The organism is Streptomyces sp. NPDC056160 (assembly GCF_042268205.1).
In the GTDB taxonomy this organism is placed as follows: Bacteria; Actinomycetota; Actinomycetes; order Streptomycetales; family Streptomycetaceae; genus Streptomyces.
In genome coordinates, this window is sequence record NZ_JBHJUW010000079.1 from 24,139 (window position 1) to 39,097 (window position 14,959).

Annotated in this window: 16 protein-coding genes and 1 pseudogene; 6 read left to right on the top strand and 11 right to left on the bottom strand. The window is 74.2% G+C overall.

The features are described from left to right. Positions 1 to 66: 66 nt before the first annotated feature. Both ACFC02_RS26185 and ACFC02_RS26190 read right to left on the bottom strand, forming a co-directional pair. Positions 67 to 954, bottom strand: a complete 888-nt coding sequence (locus ACFC02_RS26185; RefSeq protein WP_376361897.1) for a Gfo/Idh/MocA family protein — start codon at positions 952 to 954, stop codon at positions 67 to 69. A gap of 169 nt (positions 955 to 1,123) precedes the next feature. Then, complete coding sequence (locus ACFC02_RS26190) at positions 1,124 to 1,330, bottom strand: hypothetical protein (protein WP_376361900.1); 207 nt, start codon at positions 1,328 to 1,330, stop codon at positions 1,124 to 1,126. Between the two features lie 230 nt (positions 1,331 to 1,560). On the opposite strand from ACFC02_RS26190, the gene ACFC02_RS26195 reads away from it, so the two are divergent. Further along, positions 1,561 to 2,379, top strand: a complete 819-nt coding sequence (locus tag ACFC02_RS26195; RefSeq protein ID WP_376361903.1) for an SAM-dependent methyltransferase — start codon at positions 1,561 to 1,563, stop codon at positions 2,377 to 2,379. A gap of 54 nt (positions 2,380 to 2,433) precedes the next feature. On the opposite strand, the gene ACFC02_RS26200 is transcribed toward ACFC02_RS26195, so the two are convergent. Together ACFC02_RS26200 and ACFC02_RS26205 are read right to left on the bottom strand one after the other, a co-directional pair. Continuing rightward, the gene (locus ACFC02_RS26200; RefSeq protein WP_376361905.1) at positions 2,434 to 3,354 is read right to left on the bottom strand and encodes a helix-turn-helix domain-containing protein; all 921 of its coding nucleotides are present in this window, start codon (positions 3,352 to 3,354) and stop codon (positions 2,434 to 2,436) included. A gap of 129 nt (positions 3,355 to 3,483) precedes the next feature. Beyond that, positions 3,484 to 3,717 carry a DUF397 domain-containing protein gene (locus tag ACFC02_RS26205; RefSeq protein WP_376361908.1) on the bottom strand — a complete coding sequence of 78 codons (234 nt, stop codon included), beginning with the start codon at positions 3,715 to 3,717 and terminating at the stop codon, positions 3,484 to 3,486. 351 nt (positions 3,718 to 4,068) lie between these two features. On the opposite strand from ACFC02_RS26205, the gene ACFC02_RS26210 reads away from it, so the two are divergent. The 3 genes and pseudogenes from ACFC02_RS26210 to ACFC02_RS26220 all read left to right on the top strand — a co-directional run bounded on the left by ACFC02_RS26210 (position 4,069) and on the right by ACFC02_RS26220 (position 5,947). Continuing rightward, entirely contained in the window at positions 4,069 to 4,614 is a 546-nt protein-coding gene (locus ACFC02_RS26210) for a hypothetical protein (RefSeq protein WP_376361911.1), read from the top strand. A 20-nt stretch (positions 4,615 to 4,634) separates the two neighbouring features. Further along, positions 4,635 to 4,937: pseudogene (locus ACFC02_RS26215) on the top strand (ATP-binding cassette domain-containing protein); the annotation flags it as partial. 752 nt (positions 4,938 to 5,689) lie between these two features. Continuing rightward, positions 5,690 to 5,947, top strand: coding sequence for a DUF5133 domain-containing protein (locus tag ACFC02_RS26220; RefSeq protein WP_360979696.1), 258 nt, complete (start codon positions 5,690 to 5,692; stop codon positions 5,945 to 5,947). Between the two features lie 77 nt (positions 5,948 to 6,024). On the opposite strand, the gene tgmB is transcribed toward ACFC02_RS26220, so the two are convergent. From tgmB to ACFC02_RS26235, 3 genes are read right to left on the bottom strand one after another with little or no spacing between them, the layout of a single operon-like run. Then, a complete protein-coding gene (tgmB, locus tag ACFC02_RS26225; RefSeq protein WP_376361913.1) occupies positions 6,025 to 6,981 on the bottom strand; it encodes an ATP-grasp ribosomal peptide maturase in 957 nt (318 codons plus the stop codon). 15 nt (positions 6,982 to 6,996) lie between these two features. Continuing rightward, the gene (tgmA, locus tag ACFC02_RS26230; RefSeq protein WP_376361915.1) at positions 6,997 to 7,188 is read right to left on the bottom strand and encodes a putative ATP-grasp-modified RiPP; all 192 of its coding nucleotides are present in this window, start codon (positions 7,186 to 7,188) and stop codon (positions 6,997 to 6,999) included. Positions 7,189 to 7,227: 39 nt separating this feature from the next. Then, the gene (locus ACFC02_RS26235; RefSeq protein ID WP_376361917.1) at positions 7,228 to 7,659 is read right to left on the bottom strand and encodes a YkvA family protein; all 432 of its coding nucleotides are present in this window, start codon (positions 7,657 to 7,659) and stop codon (positions 7,228 to 7,230) included. Between the two features lie 170 nt (positions 7,660 to 7,829). Between ACFC02_RS26235 and ACFC02_RS26240 the strand changes: the two genes are divergently transcribed. After that, positions 7,830 to 8,960, top strand: a complete 1,131-nt coding sequence (locus ACFC02_RS26240; RefSeq protein ID WP_376361920.1) for a hypothetical protein — start codon at positions 7,830 to 7,832, stop codon at positions 8,958 to 8,960. 99 nt (positions 8,961 to 9,059) lie between these two features. On the opposite strand, the gene ACFC02_RS26245 is transcribed toward ACFC02_RS26240, so the two are convergent. The 4 genes from ACFC02_RS26245 to ACFC02_RS26260 form a co-directional block, all read right to left on the bottom strand. Further along, positions 9,060 to 11,159 carry a xanthine dehydrogenase family protein molybdopterin-binding subunit gene (locus tag ACFC02_RS26245; RefSeq protein WP_376361923.1) on the bottom strand — a complete coding sequence of 700 codons (2,100 nt, stop codon included), beginning with the start codon at positions 11,157 to 11,159 and terminating at the stop codon, positions 9,060 to 9,062. A gap of 108 nt (positions 11,160 to 11,267) precedes the next feature. Then, complete coding sequence (locus ACFC02_RS26250) at positions 11,268 to 12,260, bottom strand: FAD binding domain-containing protein (RefSeq protein WP_376361925.1); 993 nt, start codon at positions 12,258 to 12,260, stop codon at positions 11,268 to 11,270. Continuing rightward, the gene (locus tag ACFC02_RS26255) at positions 12,257 to 12,796 is read right to left on the bottom strand and encodes a 2Fe-2S iron-sulfur cluster-binding protein (protein ID WP_360979717.1); all 540 of its coding nucleotides are present in this window, start codon (positions 12,794 to 12,796) and stop codon (positions 12,257 to 12,259) included. The genes ACFC02_RS26250 and ACFC02_RS26255 overlap by 4 nt, the downstream gene beginning before the upstream one ends. Before the next feature lie 196 nt (positions 12,797 to 12,992). Then, the gene (locus ACFC02_RS26260) at positions 12,993 to 14,210 is read right to left on the bottom strand and encodes a hypothetical protein (protein WP_376361928.1); all 1,218 of its coding nucleotides are present in this window, start codon (positions 14,208 to 14,210) and stop codon (positions 12,993 to 12,995) included. A gap of 436 nt (positions 14,211 to 14,646) precedes the next feature. Between ACFC02_RS26260 and ACFC02_RS26265 the strand changes: the two genes are divergently transcribed. Continuing rightward, positions 14,647 to 14,880, top strand: a complete 234-nt coding sequence (locus tag ACFC02_RS26265; RefSeq protein ID WP_376361931.1) for a chaplin — start codon at positions 14,647 to 14,649, stop codon at positions 14,878 to 14,880. Positions 14,881 to 14,959 lie beyond the last annotated feature (79 nt).

Consider the following 14,959-nt stretch of genomic DNA (forward strand, 5'->3'; position numbering starts at 1 on the left):
CGGGTCCCGCACCCCGGAACCGCCGCGTGCGGCGGGACCCCGGCGGGGGTGCGCGCGTCTCCCGCCTCAGCCGGCGTCGCGGCCCAGCAGCGTCTGGGCCTCGGCCAGGATCTCCGTGACCCGCAGCCCGAAAGCGGCGTCGCACGGGTGCGCTCGTCCGGTGCGCGCGGCCTCGGTCAGCGCGTCCGCCGCCCGGCGGAAGGCCGCGACCGCCTCCTCGGACCCCTCGGGCAGGACGGTGGCCCCGGCCGCGCCCCGCAGCTCCACGGTGGCCCCCGCGGCGGCGGCCGGGGCGGTGAGGCTCAGGGTCAGGGTGGCGGAAGCGCCGCCGGCGTGGTCGAGGACCACGTGCACGGTGTCCCCGGGCCCGGGCGCGGCGGCCGACACCCGCCGTACGTCGCCCAGGACGGGCAGCAGCACCGACAGCGCGTGCGGGCCGACGTCCCACAGGGCGCCCTTCTCGCGCCGCCACGGGGAGGCCGCGAACGGGCTGTCGCCGGTGAACACCGCGCCGAGCCACTCGGCCCGCCCCGTGAACCATTCGCCCCGGGCGGCCTGTTCGCCGATCCACGCCTCCGGAGCCGTCTGGAACCGGGTGGTGAAGAAGACCACGGAGGCCACCTGGGACGCGCGGACCGCCTCGGTGACGGCCCGGCCCGTGGCCACGGTCGCGGCGAGTGGTTTGTCGAGCAGCAGGTGGCAGCCGGCACGGGCGGCGCGCACCGCCAGTTCGGCCTGGACGTCCGGGGGCAGGGCGACGGCCACGGCGTCCACGTCCGCCAGCAGCGCGTCGACGTCGGCGTAGGCGCGGGTGCCGTGGCGCGCGGCCAGCTCCTCGGCGGCGGCCGGGCGGCGCCCCCACACCCCGGCGAAGTCGAGTCCGTCGTGCCCGCCCAGGGCGGGGGCGTGGACCATCTGGGCCCAGGGACCGGTACCGAGCAGTCCGATGCGCATGCCGCGGCCTCTCCGCTGTGTCGAACGTCCGATCCGGACATCCGTGGCTGTGTCCGCGTCGAACATCGGCCAGGACGACGACCCGGGCCCCGCCGAGGGTTTCACACGGGCCGGGCGCCGGGAGAGGCCCGCCCCGGCGGAACGCCCGAAGCGGCGGCGCGGGCGCTGCTCAGGCCGCCTCCTCCTGCCCGGCCGGCTCCGCCGCCGGACCGGGCTCCCGCGCGCCGTCCCGCCGGCCGCCCGGGATCAGGCGCAGGTGCCTGCGGTGCCGGGTGGGCCGGTCACGGGTCGCGGCGCCGGACATCCGGTCCTCGATCCGGTCCATGACCAGCAGGAGCCCACCCATGAGCGGCAGCAGCAGAACAGCGACGAGCACCACGACGCCTCCTTCTCCGACACGGGAGGCGGGTGCTCCGAACCGCGCCGTCGATGGGCCCGACGACGTGAAGAATCCGTGAGGATCGGGCCGATCGGGACGATCGGACCCCGGGTCGCCGGCCCTGCGATCAGCTGTGGACCGGTTCGGGCAAACACGGGTTCCCCAGGATGTACTCTCAGTCGAACCGGCCCAGTTGGCGCGGTGGATTCGGCGAATCTGGGGGATCGATGCCTACGGAGAACCAGCTGTCCACGAAGATCGACATGAACGTGCCGACCGCCGCCCGCATGTACGACCACTACCTCGGGGGCAAGGACAACTACACGGCGGACCGGGTGGCGTGCGAGGAACTGGACAAGGTCGTCCCCAGCACGCGCCGGCTCGCCCTGAACAACCGCCGCTTCCTGCAGCGGGCGGTCAGAACGCTCACGCAGGAGTACGGGATACGCCAGTACCTGGACCACGGGTCCGGCCTGCCCACCCAGGACAACGTCCACCAGGTCGCCCAGCGCATCGACCCCGGCACACACGTGGTCTACGTGGACAACGACCCGATGGTGCTGGTGCACGGCCGCGCCCTCCTGCAGCAGGACGAGCGCACCGCCGTCATCCACGCCGACATGCGGGACACCGACCAGATCCTCGCCCACGAGGACACGCGGCGGCTGATCGACTTCTCCCAGCCGGTGGCCGTGCTGTTCAACTCGGTGTTCCACTGCATCCCGGACAGTGACACCGACGGCCCGCTCGCGGTGGTCGAGCGGGTCCGTGAGCGGCTGGTACCCGGCAGCATCATGCTGATGTGCCAACTGGTCAGCGAAGACCCCGAGGTGCGGACGTTCGTCACCGACTTCATGGCCCAGGCCACCCAGGGGCACTGGGGCCGGGTGCGTGAGGAGAAGGACGTCGCCGAGTGGTTCGAGGGTCTGGAGATCCTCGAACCGGGCCTGGTCGAGGTCTCGACCTGGCGTCCCGACACCGAGGTGGCGCCGCGTCAGCTCACGCACGAGTGGGTGGAGTTCGGAGGGATAGGCCTCGTCCGGTAGCGGATGGCGTCCGGCAGCGGACCGGCGCAGCGTCCACGCCCGCGTGCGTCCCGGTCAGGACGCCGGGTAGCGCTCGTCCATGGTCCTGTGCAGCAGCGCCATGGACTCAAGAGGCGTCAGCGCCTCGTCTGCCAGCCGGTCCAGGGAGATCCGGTACTCCTCGGTCTCGTCCCGGTCCTCCAGGAAGTTGGCGCTCCTGATGTGTTCGAGGTAGACGACGTCCGGCAGGTCCAGTCCGCCGAAGCGCAGGTAGGTGACGGGTATCGCGGGCGCCGACGCGTTCGTCACGTCCAGCGGCACGATCTGCAGGGTCACGTGCGGCAGCCGGGCCAGCTCCACCAGGCGGTCGAGCTGTTCCCGCATGGTCTCGCGGCTGCCGAGCACGCGCAGCAGCACCGACTCGTCCATGATCGCCCACACCTGCGGCGCGTCCTCGCGCGTGAGCAACTCCGTGCGTCGTGTCCGCAGTTCGACGCGGCGGCGCACTTCGCTCGCGGAGGCGGTCGGCAGACCGCGCTCCACCACCGCCCGCGCGTACGCCTGGGTCTGCAGCAGTCCGGGCACGTACTGGATCTCGAAGGTGCGGATCGCGGTCGCGGCTTCCTGAAGGCCGACGAGGCGGTCGAACCACTCGGGCATCAGCCGCTTGTCGTAGCGCTGCCACCAGCCGGGCTCCCCGGCCCGCTGCAGCAGCTTCAGCAGCACCGAGGACTCGTAGTCGTCGGTGCCGTACAGCCCCAGCAGAGCGCGGACGTCGCCCTCTGTGGGAGGCCGGCGGCCCTTGCCCGACTCGATGCGCGAGAGTTTCGCGGCGCTGAAGCCGAGCCCGCGGGCCGCCTGTTCCTGGGACATCCCGGCGTCCTCGCGGAAACCGGCCAGTTGGACGCCGACCAGCATCTTCAGCAGAGTCGGCGCCGGCTCGGAACGGTCGAGATAGGGTTCCAGGCGGGAGAGGCGATGCGGCTCGGCGGACATCCTGACTCCCCAGTGGACCGGCAGACTTGAGACTTAGACTATCGCACCGGCCCGCCGCGGAGGGCATCCGTCCGAGCACGTATCGGCAACTCGCCAACTCCCTTCCGCTTCAGCGCGCATGGGCGCGGATCACCACAGAAGGTGGTCGAACTCCCCGTCCTTGGCGCCCGCCAGGAAGGCGGCGACCTCGGCCGGGGTGTAGACCAGGGCGGGGCCGTCGGGATCGCGGGAGTTGCGCACCGCGATGCCTCCGCCGGTCAGCGCGGCGACTTCCACGCAGTTCCCCTCGGCGTTGCTGTGCCTGCTCTTGATCCAGCGGGCGTCCAACGAACTGGCCCGCACTCCGTTCGGCACTGGTGGCACCGCAGTCTCCTCGCTGTTCCCGGTTCCGTCGTGAGCTGTGCGCGGAGCGCCGTCGGGTTCCGGCGGCGTCCCTTCCGGATCCTTCCCTCTTCCGCGCACTTTCACGAGAAATTTCGCGCGCAATTGCACGCGGACGCTGACAGCGTGGATAATAGCCGGAGCGTCAACCCCCGCTTCAGCGCGTTTCGGTGACGTCGCCTCAGGGAGCGTCCATGTCCTCACCTGCGAGCCTTGCGCTCAGCACGCCGGGCGCGAGTACCGCTGTCGCCCCCGGGGCCGTGGAGCCGCCGACGCGTCCGCCCCGCTGAAGGACCCTCCCCCCATACGACCGCCGCGGAAAGGCCCGACGCCATGCGCACCGCACCGACGGAGCAGCCGAGCACACAGCGCACCGACCGCGTGACCCCCACGACCGGCGTGGCCGCCACCACGCCGCTCTCCGCACTCGGGCAGGTGCCCTGGAGCGACATCCGGGACTCCACCGGCTCCGCGGCCGGCGTCCCCCAGCTGCTCCGCGGGGTGGCCGGGGGCGACGCCGAGGCCGCCCGCGCCGCCCTGGACGACCTGCGCACGCGTATCTGCCAGTACGGCTTCGTGGTGGAGCAGGCGACCGCCGCCGCCGTTCCGTTCCTGTGGGAGCTGGCCCAGACCCCGCAGGTGACCTGCCGGCCGCAGATCATCCAGCTGCTCAGGAACATCGCCGGCGCCCGCCAGTGGGAGAGCGTGGCGGCCGTCTACCCCAAACTCCTCAACCACCAGGAGAACCCGGTGGTGTGGGAGCGGCGGGCGCGGCAGGCGGTCCGCGCCCGGTCCGGTGCCCTGAGCACGCTGCTCGCGGAGCAGGACGGGGAGATCACCCGGGCCACCACGGAACTGGCCGACGCGCTCGCCGAATGAAGGGGGCCTCCTGACACGACGCCCTCACCTTCGACCGCGTCGGCCTCGCCCACGACGACGAGCGCCCGGCGGTGCGCGACTGCACCCTCGCCGTCGCACCGGGGGAGACCGTCGCCCTCGTCGGCGCCTCGGGCGCCGGCAGGTCCACCCTGTTCGACCTGGTCATCGGCCTGTCACGTCCCGCCGCCGCCGGCCGGCTGCTGCTCGACGGCGCCGGCACGAGCACGCTCGGCCTGCGCACCTGTCGCCGCTTCGGCTCCGTCGTGCCCCGGGGCCCGGTCCTGTTCGACGGCGCGATCCGGGAGAACGTCGCCTTGGCTCTCCGGAGGTCAGCCGCAGCGGTTTGCCATGGCGGGCGGCCGGATCGAGGAGATCGGCACCCACGACGAACTCCCGTGCCACGGCTGGGATTACACAGTGCCTGGGCAGCGGCCAGGCCGCCCGACGCGAGGCGTGCGGGAACCGGGGTGTCCGCCCCGGTTCCTCCTGCCTCCGCTGCGTACGGCCGGATCTGATCGGCCCGAATCGCGCCACGCGCCCGAAGGATCCGCTGCCGGTGCCCCGTCGAGGCCGCAAGCCGTCCGCCCCGAACCGCTCCTGACGCCCTGTTCTCCGGTGTGTCCGGTGCGCGCCGCTCGCCCAATCTTGGCCGTAGGCCGGAAAAGCACCTATATTGCCTCTACCTTGCCGGGCCGTGCGGCGCCGTGTCGCCGTGGACGGGGGCTGTCCGCGCAGGTGCGGCCGAGTGTGCGGCGGAGGCCCCGGTGAGCGTCACCCAGCGAATCGAGCGCGGCACGTGCCGCTTGGAGGATCCCGAATCGTTCTTCCCTCTTGGGGAAGGCGTCCTGTCACTGCACCGGATACGCGGGGCCCGCGCGGTGTGCCACCGGCGCCCCGTGCGCGCGCCAGAGCCGGGGACGGTGGCCGGTGACGGCCGGTGGGCCCCGCCGTCGATCCACGGGTGATCCACCGGAAATCGACTGAATCTGGTCAATCATGTCTCGCGAGGCGGTCGGCATGCATGGCACGGCGTGCCTGGGGCATACGCAGCAAAAAATCGAGAGAGGGGCGCTCCGTGCTGGTTCCGGACCCGAAGATCGTCAGGACGTTGCTGACTCGGTACGCATCACTGAAGATCGCGCAGGCGGAGAGGGAGCGGGCCGAGACGGCTCGGGAGCTGGAGGACGTGAGCTACACGCTGTGCGTCATGATGGGCACCACCAGCGTCCACGACGCGATCGTCCGGGCGGACGCGCTGCTGCTGGCCACCGGCCGGGCGGCGGACGTCGCCACGGACGCGGACGGCGACAGCGGTCTGTCGCTGGCCGTCTGAACTCCCCGGACACGGGGGCGGGGACGCCCGCGGCACGTCCTGGCACTGCGTGCCGACGCGCGAGGCGGTCACGTAGGTCACGATTCGGCCACGGACGTCCCCGGACGGGCCAGCCACTCGGCGATCGCACGGGCGATCGGCTGGCCGGTCTCCACCTCGACGAACCCGAACTGCCCGGACTGGTTGCACTCCAGGAACCACCAGACGCCGTCGGCGTCCTCCGCGAAGTCGAAGGCGCCGTAGGCCAGTTCCGCCTCCTGGAGATAGCGCCGTACGGCCGCGGCCGTACGCGCGGGCACCTCGACCGGCCGCCAGGGCGTCCTGGCCGAGGCGAAGCGGACGTCGACCTCGTCCGGGTCCGCGTCCGCCGGGGTCGCCTTGCGGGCGGCCAGCAGCGTCTCCCCTACGGCGGTCAGGCGGATGTCGGCCCGCTTGGCGACGCGCCGCTGCAGCAGGGTGGGGCCGTAGGCGACCGCCGCGAAGTCCGCGTCCGGGGCCACCCGGCTGGTCGGCACCGCTCGCGGCGGCTCCTGCGGATGGGCGCCGGAGACCGGCTTGACCACCAGGTCCGGGAAGCGCGCGGCGAAGTCCCGGGCGGCCTGCGGGAAGGTGGTGATCAGCGTCGCGGGCACCGGCAGCCCGCAGCGCTGGGCGAGCCGCAACTGCCAGGGCTTCACCCGGGCACGGCGCGCCGCGTCGGGGTGGTTCATCCACCGCGCCCCGCTGCCGCGCAGCATGCCGTACAGCGCCTGGGCCGCCTCCTCGGTGAGCCAGGCCGACGGCTGCGGCGCACGGGCCGCCGGCACGCCGGGCCTGCGCACCCAGACGGAGCGCAGCCCGCTCAGGCCCACCAGCCGTCCCGCGCACGACAGATGGCCGTGGAAGGAGCCGTGCACGTACTCGCCCGAGAGCGCGGCGCCCGCGGTCAGGTCGGCCGGATCGAGCCGGACCACCGGGACCGAGGAGGCGTTCAGGTGGACCACCACCATGTCCGCCGTCACATCCTCCTCGCCCGTGAGGATCAGCACGGTCATCGTCGCCGACCGTGTTCAGTCGTCGAAATGCGTCTTGGAGCCCGCCGTCGAGGTGGTGGTGCCCAGCTCCCTCAGCAGTGCCTGGTCGCACGCGGCGATCCTGCCGTCGGGCAGCACGTTCAACTGGAGTCCGGAGTCGTAGACGTACGGCGTACCGGCCTCGCACTCCACGGCCGGACGTGCGTAGTTGAGCGCGAACGGTTGCATCGTCTCTCCCCTGTCGGTGCAGCCGCGATCAAGCGGTGGTCATCCTTGCGGTGTCGCTTGGCCCGCTGACTTTGTTTCGGGTTCCGGAGACTTATACGAATCGAACGGGTGAATGGTTTCCTTACGGAGCGTGATCATGGGCGTCCGGCAGCCCCGCGAGCCCGAACGCCCCGCTCGGCGCCCCGGCAGGACCCCGCGCAGATCGGCACCGCCGGCCGCGCCGTGCAGCGTGCGCAGCGCCAGGAGCAGGACGCCGATGTCGTCGAGGTACACCGGATCGGGCACCAGGTCGACCGGCAGCACCAGGTAGAGGACGGCGCCCCAGAAAACCCAGCGAGGGCCCGTCGGCAGTCCGGCGCGGCGCAGCGCGCGCCGGGCGCGCACCAGGCGTACGAGCACGGCGACGGCCCCGGCGAGCACGGCGCCCGCGAGGACGGCGGTGACCAGGATCACCGTCGTGGTGGAGTCCACCGTTCCTTTCTCCCTCCTCCTCGTCCCGGGGCGCGCGTCCCGGGACGAGGTCACTCCCGTGCCGCGCCCGGGTGGCGCCGCTTCGCAGCCCGCTCTAGTAATGGTCAGGGTAAGTCGCGTGCCGCACCTCGGGGGCACAGGAGCGGCCGCATGCCTGCCATGGAGCCCAGATGACCACCCGCTCTTCACCACCCCAGCCGAACCCGTCCGTCATCGCGTTCACCGAGGAGATCCACCGGGCCGCTCCGCCCGGCGGGGTCCCCGGCGGCGGTGGGGCGGAGGGTGCGGACGGCGAGCCCGCTCATCACCCGGTCCGCCACGCCGTGGGCGGCCGGCCCCTGGAGGAGGTCGTCCGGCTCGTCACCCTCCTGGAGAAGTCCCCGCACTGCGCCGACACGGCCGGGCGGGTGCTGCGCGCCGCCGCCCTGGACCGCCCGGTGGAGGACGTCGCCCGGCTGGTCGCCGAGCTGACCCGGCCACCGCGGCCGGCCGAGAGCGCCGACGCCACGATCCGCGCCGCCGTCCAGCACCGCGACCTCGACGAGGTCACCCGTCTGGTGGCGCTGCTGCACGAGGCACCGCAGCAGCCGCACTGCGCCCGGGAGGCCGTCCGGGCGGCGGTCGGCGCCCGTACCGCCGAGGAACTGGCGGACCTCATCGGCGGCCTGACCCGCAAGAGCGCCCTCGCGCCCGCCCTCGCCTTCGAGCAGCCGTACGCGGAGATCGCCGCCACCGGCGCGGAAGCACCGCCCGGCCGCCCGGGCGGCTCCCTCGACGCCGCTGCCGAGTGCCCCGACGGCTTCGAGGCGGCCGGCCTCCCGGTCCCACGGGACGACGACGGCGAACGAGCCCGTCCGCGGCTCGTGTTCTGGCCCGGCTGGGTCGCGGCGGCGGCCCTCGTGGTGTGCGGCGCGGCCCACTTCCCGCTGCGCCGCGACGGCACGTCCGCCCTCGCCCACGGCGCCGCCCTCGCGGTGTCGGGCCTGTGCGGCGCCCTGGCGCTCGCGCTGGTCCTGCGCGCCGGGGTGGCGGTCCTGGTCGCGGGTTCGGTGGTGCCGGCGGCGCTGGCCGCGCTCGGCTACGTCGAGGGCAGGTTCGCCCCGGCCGCCCTGTCCCGGGCCCTCGCCGTCACGGTGGCTCCGCCGTCGAGCGCCGGGCTCACCGCCGTGTGCGCCGCGCTGGCCTCGCTCGCGGCCCTGGCCCTGCTGCTGATGGTGCAGGTGGCCGAACGGCACCCGGGGCCGGGCCCCGAGGCACCGGCGTCGCTGCCCGAGGCACCGGCACCACAGCCCGAGGCCTGACCACCGGCCACACCGGCACCCGCGGGACGAACCCGGCCCCACCGGGCCTGCTGGACGAACCGGGGCACTCCGTGCGGGGTGCCCCGGAAGGGCCGTGCGTCAGCCCGCCAGGCCGCCGAGCACCTTGTCCGGGGTCAGCGGCAGTTCACGCAACCGCACCCCGGTCGCGTGGTGGACGGCGTTGCCGACGGCGGCGGCGGTGCCCACGATGCCGATCTCGCCGATCCCCTTGCTCCCCATCGGGTTGAGCCGGGTGTCGGTCTCCTCGATCCAGTGCGCCTCCACCGCGGGCACGTCGGCGTGCGCCGGAACGTGGTACGACGCCAGGTCCGACTCGACGAAATCGCCGAACACCGGGTCCATGGTGCTGCCCTCGGTCAGCGCCATGCCGAGCCCCATGGTCATCCCGCCGATGAACTGGGAGCGCGCGGTACGGGCGTTGAGGATCCGGCCCGCCGCGAAGACGCCGAGCAGCCGGCGCACCCGGACCTCGCCCGTGACGGTGTCGACGGTGACCTCGGCGAAGTGCGCCCCGAAGGCGTGGCGCGCGTAGGAGCTCTCCGCGTCGGCCTGCCCGGTGGTGTCGGCGCGGACGCTGAGCCCCGATCCGGGCGGGGGCCCCGCGTGGTCGGCCAGGCGCGCCGCCAGCCGGGTGCACGCCTCGTGCACGGCCCAGCCCCACGACGCGGTCCCCGAGGACCCGCCGGCCAGGGACGCGGGCGGCAGGTCGCTGTCGCCCACCTCCATGCGTACCGACTCCAGCGGCACGCCGAGCGCGTCCGCCGCCACCTGCGCGAGGACCGTCCGGGCCCCGGTGCCGATGTCGGTGGCGTTGATCCCCACCACGAACGTCCCGTCGGGCAGCGTCCGCGCCTGCGCGGCGGAGGGCTGCACGTACACCGGGTAGGTGGCCGCGGCCACGCCCGTGCCGACCAGCAGGGGGCCTTCCCGGCGCGACCCGGGCCGCGGGTCGCGCCGCTCCCAGCCGAAGCGCCGGGCGCCCTCGCGCAGGCACTCCACGAGGTGCCTGCTGCTGAACGGCCTGCCGCTGTCCGGCTCCCGGTCCGGCTCGTTGCGCACGCGCAGTTCCACCGGGTCCATGCCGAGCGCGTCGGCCAGTTCGTCCATGGCGGACTCCAGCGCGTACATGCCGGGCGCCTCGCCGGGCGCGCGCATCCAGGAGGGGGAGGGCACGTCCAGGGGCACCACCCGGTGTGTGGTGAGGCTCTGCGGCGCGGCGTACATGACACGGGCGGGCACCGCGGCCTGCTCCACGAACTCCGTGATGCGCGAGGTCCAGGTGGTGGCCACATGGGTGAGGGACGTCAGGCGGCCGTCGGAGTCGGCGCCCAGGCGGAGCCGGTTCAGGGTGGGCGCGCGGTGACCGACGACAGCGGGCAGGAACCGGCGCGGCAGCGCCACGGTGACCGGCCGTCCGGTCACCCGCGCGGCCATCACGGCGAGCACCACGTCGGGGCGCGCGGTGCCCTTGGAGCCGAAGCCCCCGCCCACGTGGTCGGCGACGACGGTGATCCGCTCCTCGGACATCTCGAACAGCTGGGCGAGCGTGTCACGTACGGCCGTGCCGCCCTGGCTGGATGTGTAGACGATCAGGCGGTCGCCGTCCCAGTGGGCCGTGCTGCTGTGCGGCTCCATCGGGTGGTTGTGCAGCGGCGGCACGCGGTAGGTGACGTCGATCCGGACGGGGGAGGAGGCGAACGCGCTCTCGGGGTGGCCGTGTTCGCGGCGGCCCGGGAAGCCGCCGTTCGCGGTCTCCGGTTCGTAGACCCCCGGGTGGTTCTCCGTCAGCCTGACGTCGGGCTCTCGTGCCTCGTAGCCGACACGGACCGCCGCCGCGGCGGCGCGGGCCGCCTCCGGCGACTCGGCCACGGCGAGCGCGACGAACCAGCCGCGGTGCGGCACCTCGGGCCCTTGCAGCACGGCGAGCTCGGCGTCCTCCGGTTCGGCGATCTTGGGCGCGTTCTCGGGGGTGAGGACCGCCAGGACGCCGGGCAGGGCCAGGGCGGCCGCGGCGTCGACCGACGTCACCCGGCCCCGGGCGACCGCCGCCGGCACGGGCCAGGCGTGGACACGCCCCGGCAGCGGGTGCTCGGCGGCGTAGCGGGCACCGCCGGTGACCTTCAGGCGCCCTTCGCGACGCTCGACGGGAGCGCCCAGCGCGGTACCGGTGCCGGCCATGGAGTCCTCCTGAGGCAAGACGGTCGGGACTGACGGGTGACAGGTGACGGGTGACGGGTGATGGCTGGGCTGACGGGTGACGGCTGACGGGTGCCCGTCCCGGTGGAGTCAGACCGCGGCGGGCGTGGCGAGCCGGGTCAGGGCGTCCACGGCGAGGCTGCGGGCCAGCGGCACCTTGTAGGCGTTGTCGCGCAGGGGCCGGGCCGCGGCGAGTTCCCGGTCCACCGCGTCCGCGAACGCCTCAGCGGTGGCCGGGCCGCCCCTCAGCGCCTCCTCGGCGCGGGTGGCCCGCCAAGGCCGGTGAGCCAGCGCCCCGAAGGCGATCCCTGCGTACGCCACGGTGCCCTCCGACACCCGCATCACCACCGCGACCGACGCCAGGGCGAACGCGTACGACGCCCGGCCGCGGGCCTTGCGGTACGCCGAGGGCAGCCCGGCGGTGGCCGCCGGGAGCACAACGGAGGTGATCAGCTCGCCGGGGCGGATCTCGGTGTCCCGCTCCGGATGCTCCCCGGGCAGCCGGTGGAACTCCGACGCGGGGACACTGCGGGCGCCCTCCCGCCCGTACAGTTCCACCGTCGCGTCCAGGGCGGCCAGCGCCACGGCCATGTCCGACGGGTTGGTGGCGATGCACCGCTCGGAGTACCCGAGCACCGCGTGGTCGCGGTGCACGCTCTCCAGGGCCCCGCAGCCGCTGCCGGGCTCCCGCTTGTTGCAGGGCTTGGACAGGTCCTGGAAGTACGGGCAGCGGGTGCGCTGCAAGAGGTTGCCGCCGGTCGTGGCCGCGTTGCGCAGCTGGCCGGAGGCGCCCGCGAGCAGCGCCTGGGACAGCGCCGGCCAGCGGTCCCGGACCAGGGGGTGCGCCGCCAGGTCGCTGTTGCGCACGGTGGCACCCACCCGCACCGAACCGTCGGGCAGCTCCTCGACCGCTTCCAGCGGCAGCCGGGAGACGTCGACCAGGAAGTCCGGCCGCTCCACGCCCAGCTTCATCAGGTCGACCAGGTTGGTGCCGCCGCCGAGATAGCGGGCGCCGGGGTGCGCGGCGAACGCCTCCGCCGCCTCGTCCACACTGCCCGCGCGTACGTAGCCGAAGGGTTTCACGGGGCGATGTCCTCCACGGCCTCGACGATGCGCGGATAGGCGCCGCAGCGGCACAGGTTGCCGCTCATCCGCTCCCGGATCTCCCGCGCGTCCAGCGCGACGGGGCGGCCGGAGGGCGCGGCGGGGTCGGTGACGTGGGACGGGTGGCCCGCCGCGGCCTCGGCCAGGGCACCGACGGCGGAGCAGAGCTGCCCCGGAGTGCAGTACCCGCACTGGAAGGCGTCCCGGTCCAGGAACGCCCGTTGCAGCGGGTGCAGTTCCTCGCCGTCGCCCGCCAGCCCTTCGACGGTCGTCACCTCGCAGCCGTCCAGGGCGACGGCGAGCAGCAGGCAGCTGTTGGTCCGGCGTCCGTCGACGAGGACCGTGCACGCACCGCACTGGCCGTGGTCGCAGCCCTTCTTCGCCCCGGTGAGGTCGAGATCCTCGCGCAGGACGTCCAGCAGGACCCGGCGGTGGTCCAGTTCGAGGGTGTGGGGCTTGCCGTTGACCCGGAGCGTCGTTCCGGAACGGTGCCCGGTGTGTTGGTCGCTGCCCATGACGTGACCTTCCGGACGGGCGTGGCGCGGGCGCGCGGTGCGGACGGGCGTGGTGCGGACGGCCGTGATGCCTTGCACCCCGCGTATCCAGACTGCGGCACCTGACACGTCCCGGCACCCCGGGCCGCGCCCGGCGCGGCGCCCGACCGGCCGCGTCCGACCGCCCTCCCCCTGCCGAGCCGGGCAGGGCGGGGGATCAGCTTCCGGCCGGATCCGAGGGCGGGGCGCTCTCCGGTCCGCTCTCCGGTCCGCTCTCCGGTCCGTTCTCCGGCGCGGGCGCGGACTCCCGCGCGGACTTTGGCGTGGCGTCCGGGCGGCGCGTCACGGCGCCGCCCCGGAGCCGTTCGAGGCCGCGCGCGAGGTGCTGGAAGGGGGAGCGGCCCGACGGACCGGACGGCTTGCGGCCGGGCAGCGCACCCTGCCCGGCCGACTCGCGGTAGACGGCAAGAGCCTCGTTGGCACGCTCGGCCGCGTCCCGGTACAGGTCCCGGGACTTCGTCATCGCGTCCAGGGCCTCCGCGTACATGGCCACCAGCTCGCGCGCGTGGACGAGCTGCTCCTCCAGAGTCATCAGGTGCCACTGCTCACGCAGCGCGGCCAGCGCCTGGTCGCCGCCGTCCGGCAGCGGCCTGGGCAGCGCGTCGAAACGCCGGACGGCGTCCAGGACCTCCGCCGGTTCGTTGCCGTCCAGGAAGACGCTGCGCACGGAGAACCGCTCCGCGTCGTAACCGGGGGGCACCGCAGAGCCGGGCAGGACGACGGCGCCGCCGCGCGGCACCCGCGCCCCGTAGTCGTCCAGCACCCAGTTGACGGCCCGCAGCCGCTGCGGGGCGGCGCGGTGCTCGACGACCCGGTGCCGCAGCCCCTCGGGCAGCAGGCGCACCAGCGCCGACCTGCCGCGCTCGTCCGGGGTCATGGCCTCGTGCACGACGACGTGGACGCACCAGGTGTCGCGCACCGCGTGCCGCAGGACGCGCCGCAGCTCCTTGTCGTCCTCGGGCAGTGGATTGACGTCCCCGAGCCGCAGCCCGGTGACGGCCTCGTGGTCCCAGCCGCCGGGGCCGGGCTCGCTCGGCCAGAACATGGACACGGGGGAGGGCCAGCGCGGTTCCCACGGCTGCTCCGCCTCCGCCACCAGCACCCACTGCTGTCCCTCGGCGGCGCCGCGCAGCGGCGTGAGCGCGAGGCGCGCCCGCACGGTCACCTCGCCGGGGGCGAGCCAGCGGGCCTCGAAGACGTGCTCGCGGGAACGGTCGACGTCGTCCGGCTCGGCGTGGCTGTGCAGGACGTCGTCGGCCTTGAGCTTCTCCAGGCGGCGCCGGACGGCGTCCGCCGCGGCAGGACCGGGATGGCGGCCGCGGGCGGTCCACACGGTGGCCGGTGCCGCGGGGCGGGAGGCGGGAGAGTTCGACATGGGCCAATCTGCGGGCGGGGACGGCGTTCGTCCCCCAGTATCACCGCTCCGGATCATGATCGGTGCGGGGGGTCCCGCCACCGGCGCGGCGCGGACGGCCTCCCCGCCCCCGCTGCGCCCTCCGCGACCGGTTCCGCGGGAGGTCAGCGCCACCGCGCGCGGCCGCCCCCGCTGCCGCACGGCGGCGCCGGGGACGGACGCGGTGCCCGCGGCCGGGCGGCGAAGCCTCGTTGACGCGCCGGTAGGACAGGGAGACGTCCCTACGAACGTCACGAGGCGCCGTCCCCGTACGGCGGTGGCGCCGCGCCCCGTTCGGCCCAACCCGCACCCGGGGAGGCTGACATCGCTACTCCGTTCGGCCGCCGCCTCCTGCCCAGGGCAACCGGAGGCCCTCACTGTGGAGGGCACGTACCACTTCGAACGACAGGAGTTCTCCATGAGGATCCGAATGACGGCTGCCGCGGTCCTGGCGGGCGCGGCCCTGATGACGTGCGCGGGCACCGCCGCCGCCGACGCCGGCGCGGAAGGCGTCGCGGCCAACAGCCCGGGTGTGCTCTCGGGCGATGTCATCGAGGTCCCCATCAACCTCGGCCTGAACCTGTGCGGCGACTCGATCGACGTGATCGGCCTGCTCAACCCCGCCAGCGGGAACGCCTGCGCGAGCAAGTAAGGGCGCCGACGGCAACGGCCCCGCCGGGCGGCGAACGACGTACGAGCCGTGCCACCGCGAAGGTGGCACGGCTCGTACG

Coding starts and splice junctions, on each gene's coding strand:
- ACFC02_RS26185 (WP_376361897.1), bottom strand. CDS start 954: ATGCGCATCGGACTGCTCGGTACCGGTCCCTGGGCCCAGATGGTCCAC.
- ACFC02_RS26195 (WP_376361903.1), top strand. CDS start 1,561: ATGCCTACGGAGAACCAGCTGTCCACGAAGATCGACATGAACGTGCCG.
- ACFC02_RS26200 (WP_376361905.1), bottom strand. CDS start 3,354: ATGTCCGCCGAGCCGCATCGCCTCTCCCGCCTGGAACCCTATCTCGAC.
- ACFC02_RS26210 (WP_376361911.1), top strand. CDS start 4,069: ATGCGCACCGCACCGACGGAGCAGCCGAGCACACAGCGCACCGACCGC.
- tgmB (WP_376361913.1), bottom strand. CDS start 6,981: ATGACCGTGCTGATCCTCACGGGCGAGGAGGATGTGACGGCGGACATG.
- tgmA (WP_376361915.1), bottom strand. CDS start 7,188: ATGCAACCGTTCGCGCTCAACTACGCACGTCCGGCCGTGGAGTGCGAG.
- ACFC02_RS26240 (WP_376361920.1), top strand. CDS start 7,830: ATGACCACCCGCTCTTCACCACCCCAGCCGAACCCGTCCGTCATCGCG.
- ACFC02_RS26245 (WP_376361923.1), bottom strand. CDS start 11,159: ATGGCCGGCACCGGTACCGCGCTGGGCGCTCCCGTCGAGCGTCGCGAA.
- ACFC02_RS26255 (WP_360979717.1), bottom strand. CDS start 12,796: ATGGGCAGCGACCAACACACCGGGCACCGTTCCGGAACGACGCTCCGG.
- ACFC02_RS26260 (WP_376361928.1), bottom strand. CDS start 14,210: ATGTCGAACTCTCCCGCCTCCCGCCCCGCGGCACCGGCCACCGTGTGG.
- ACFC02_RS26265 (WP_376361931.1), top strand. CDS start 14,647: ATGAGGATCCGAATGACGGCTGCCGCGGTCCTGGCGGGCGCGGCCCTG.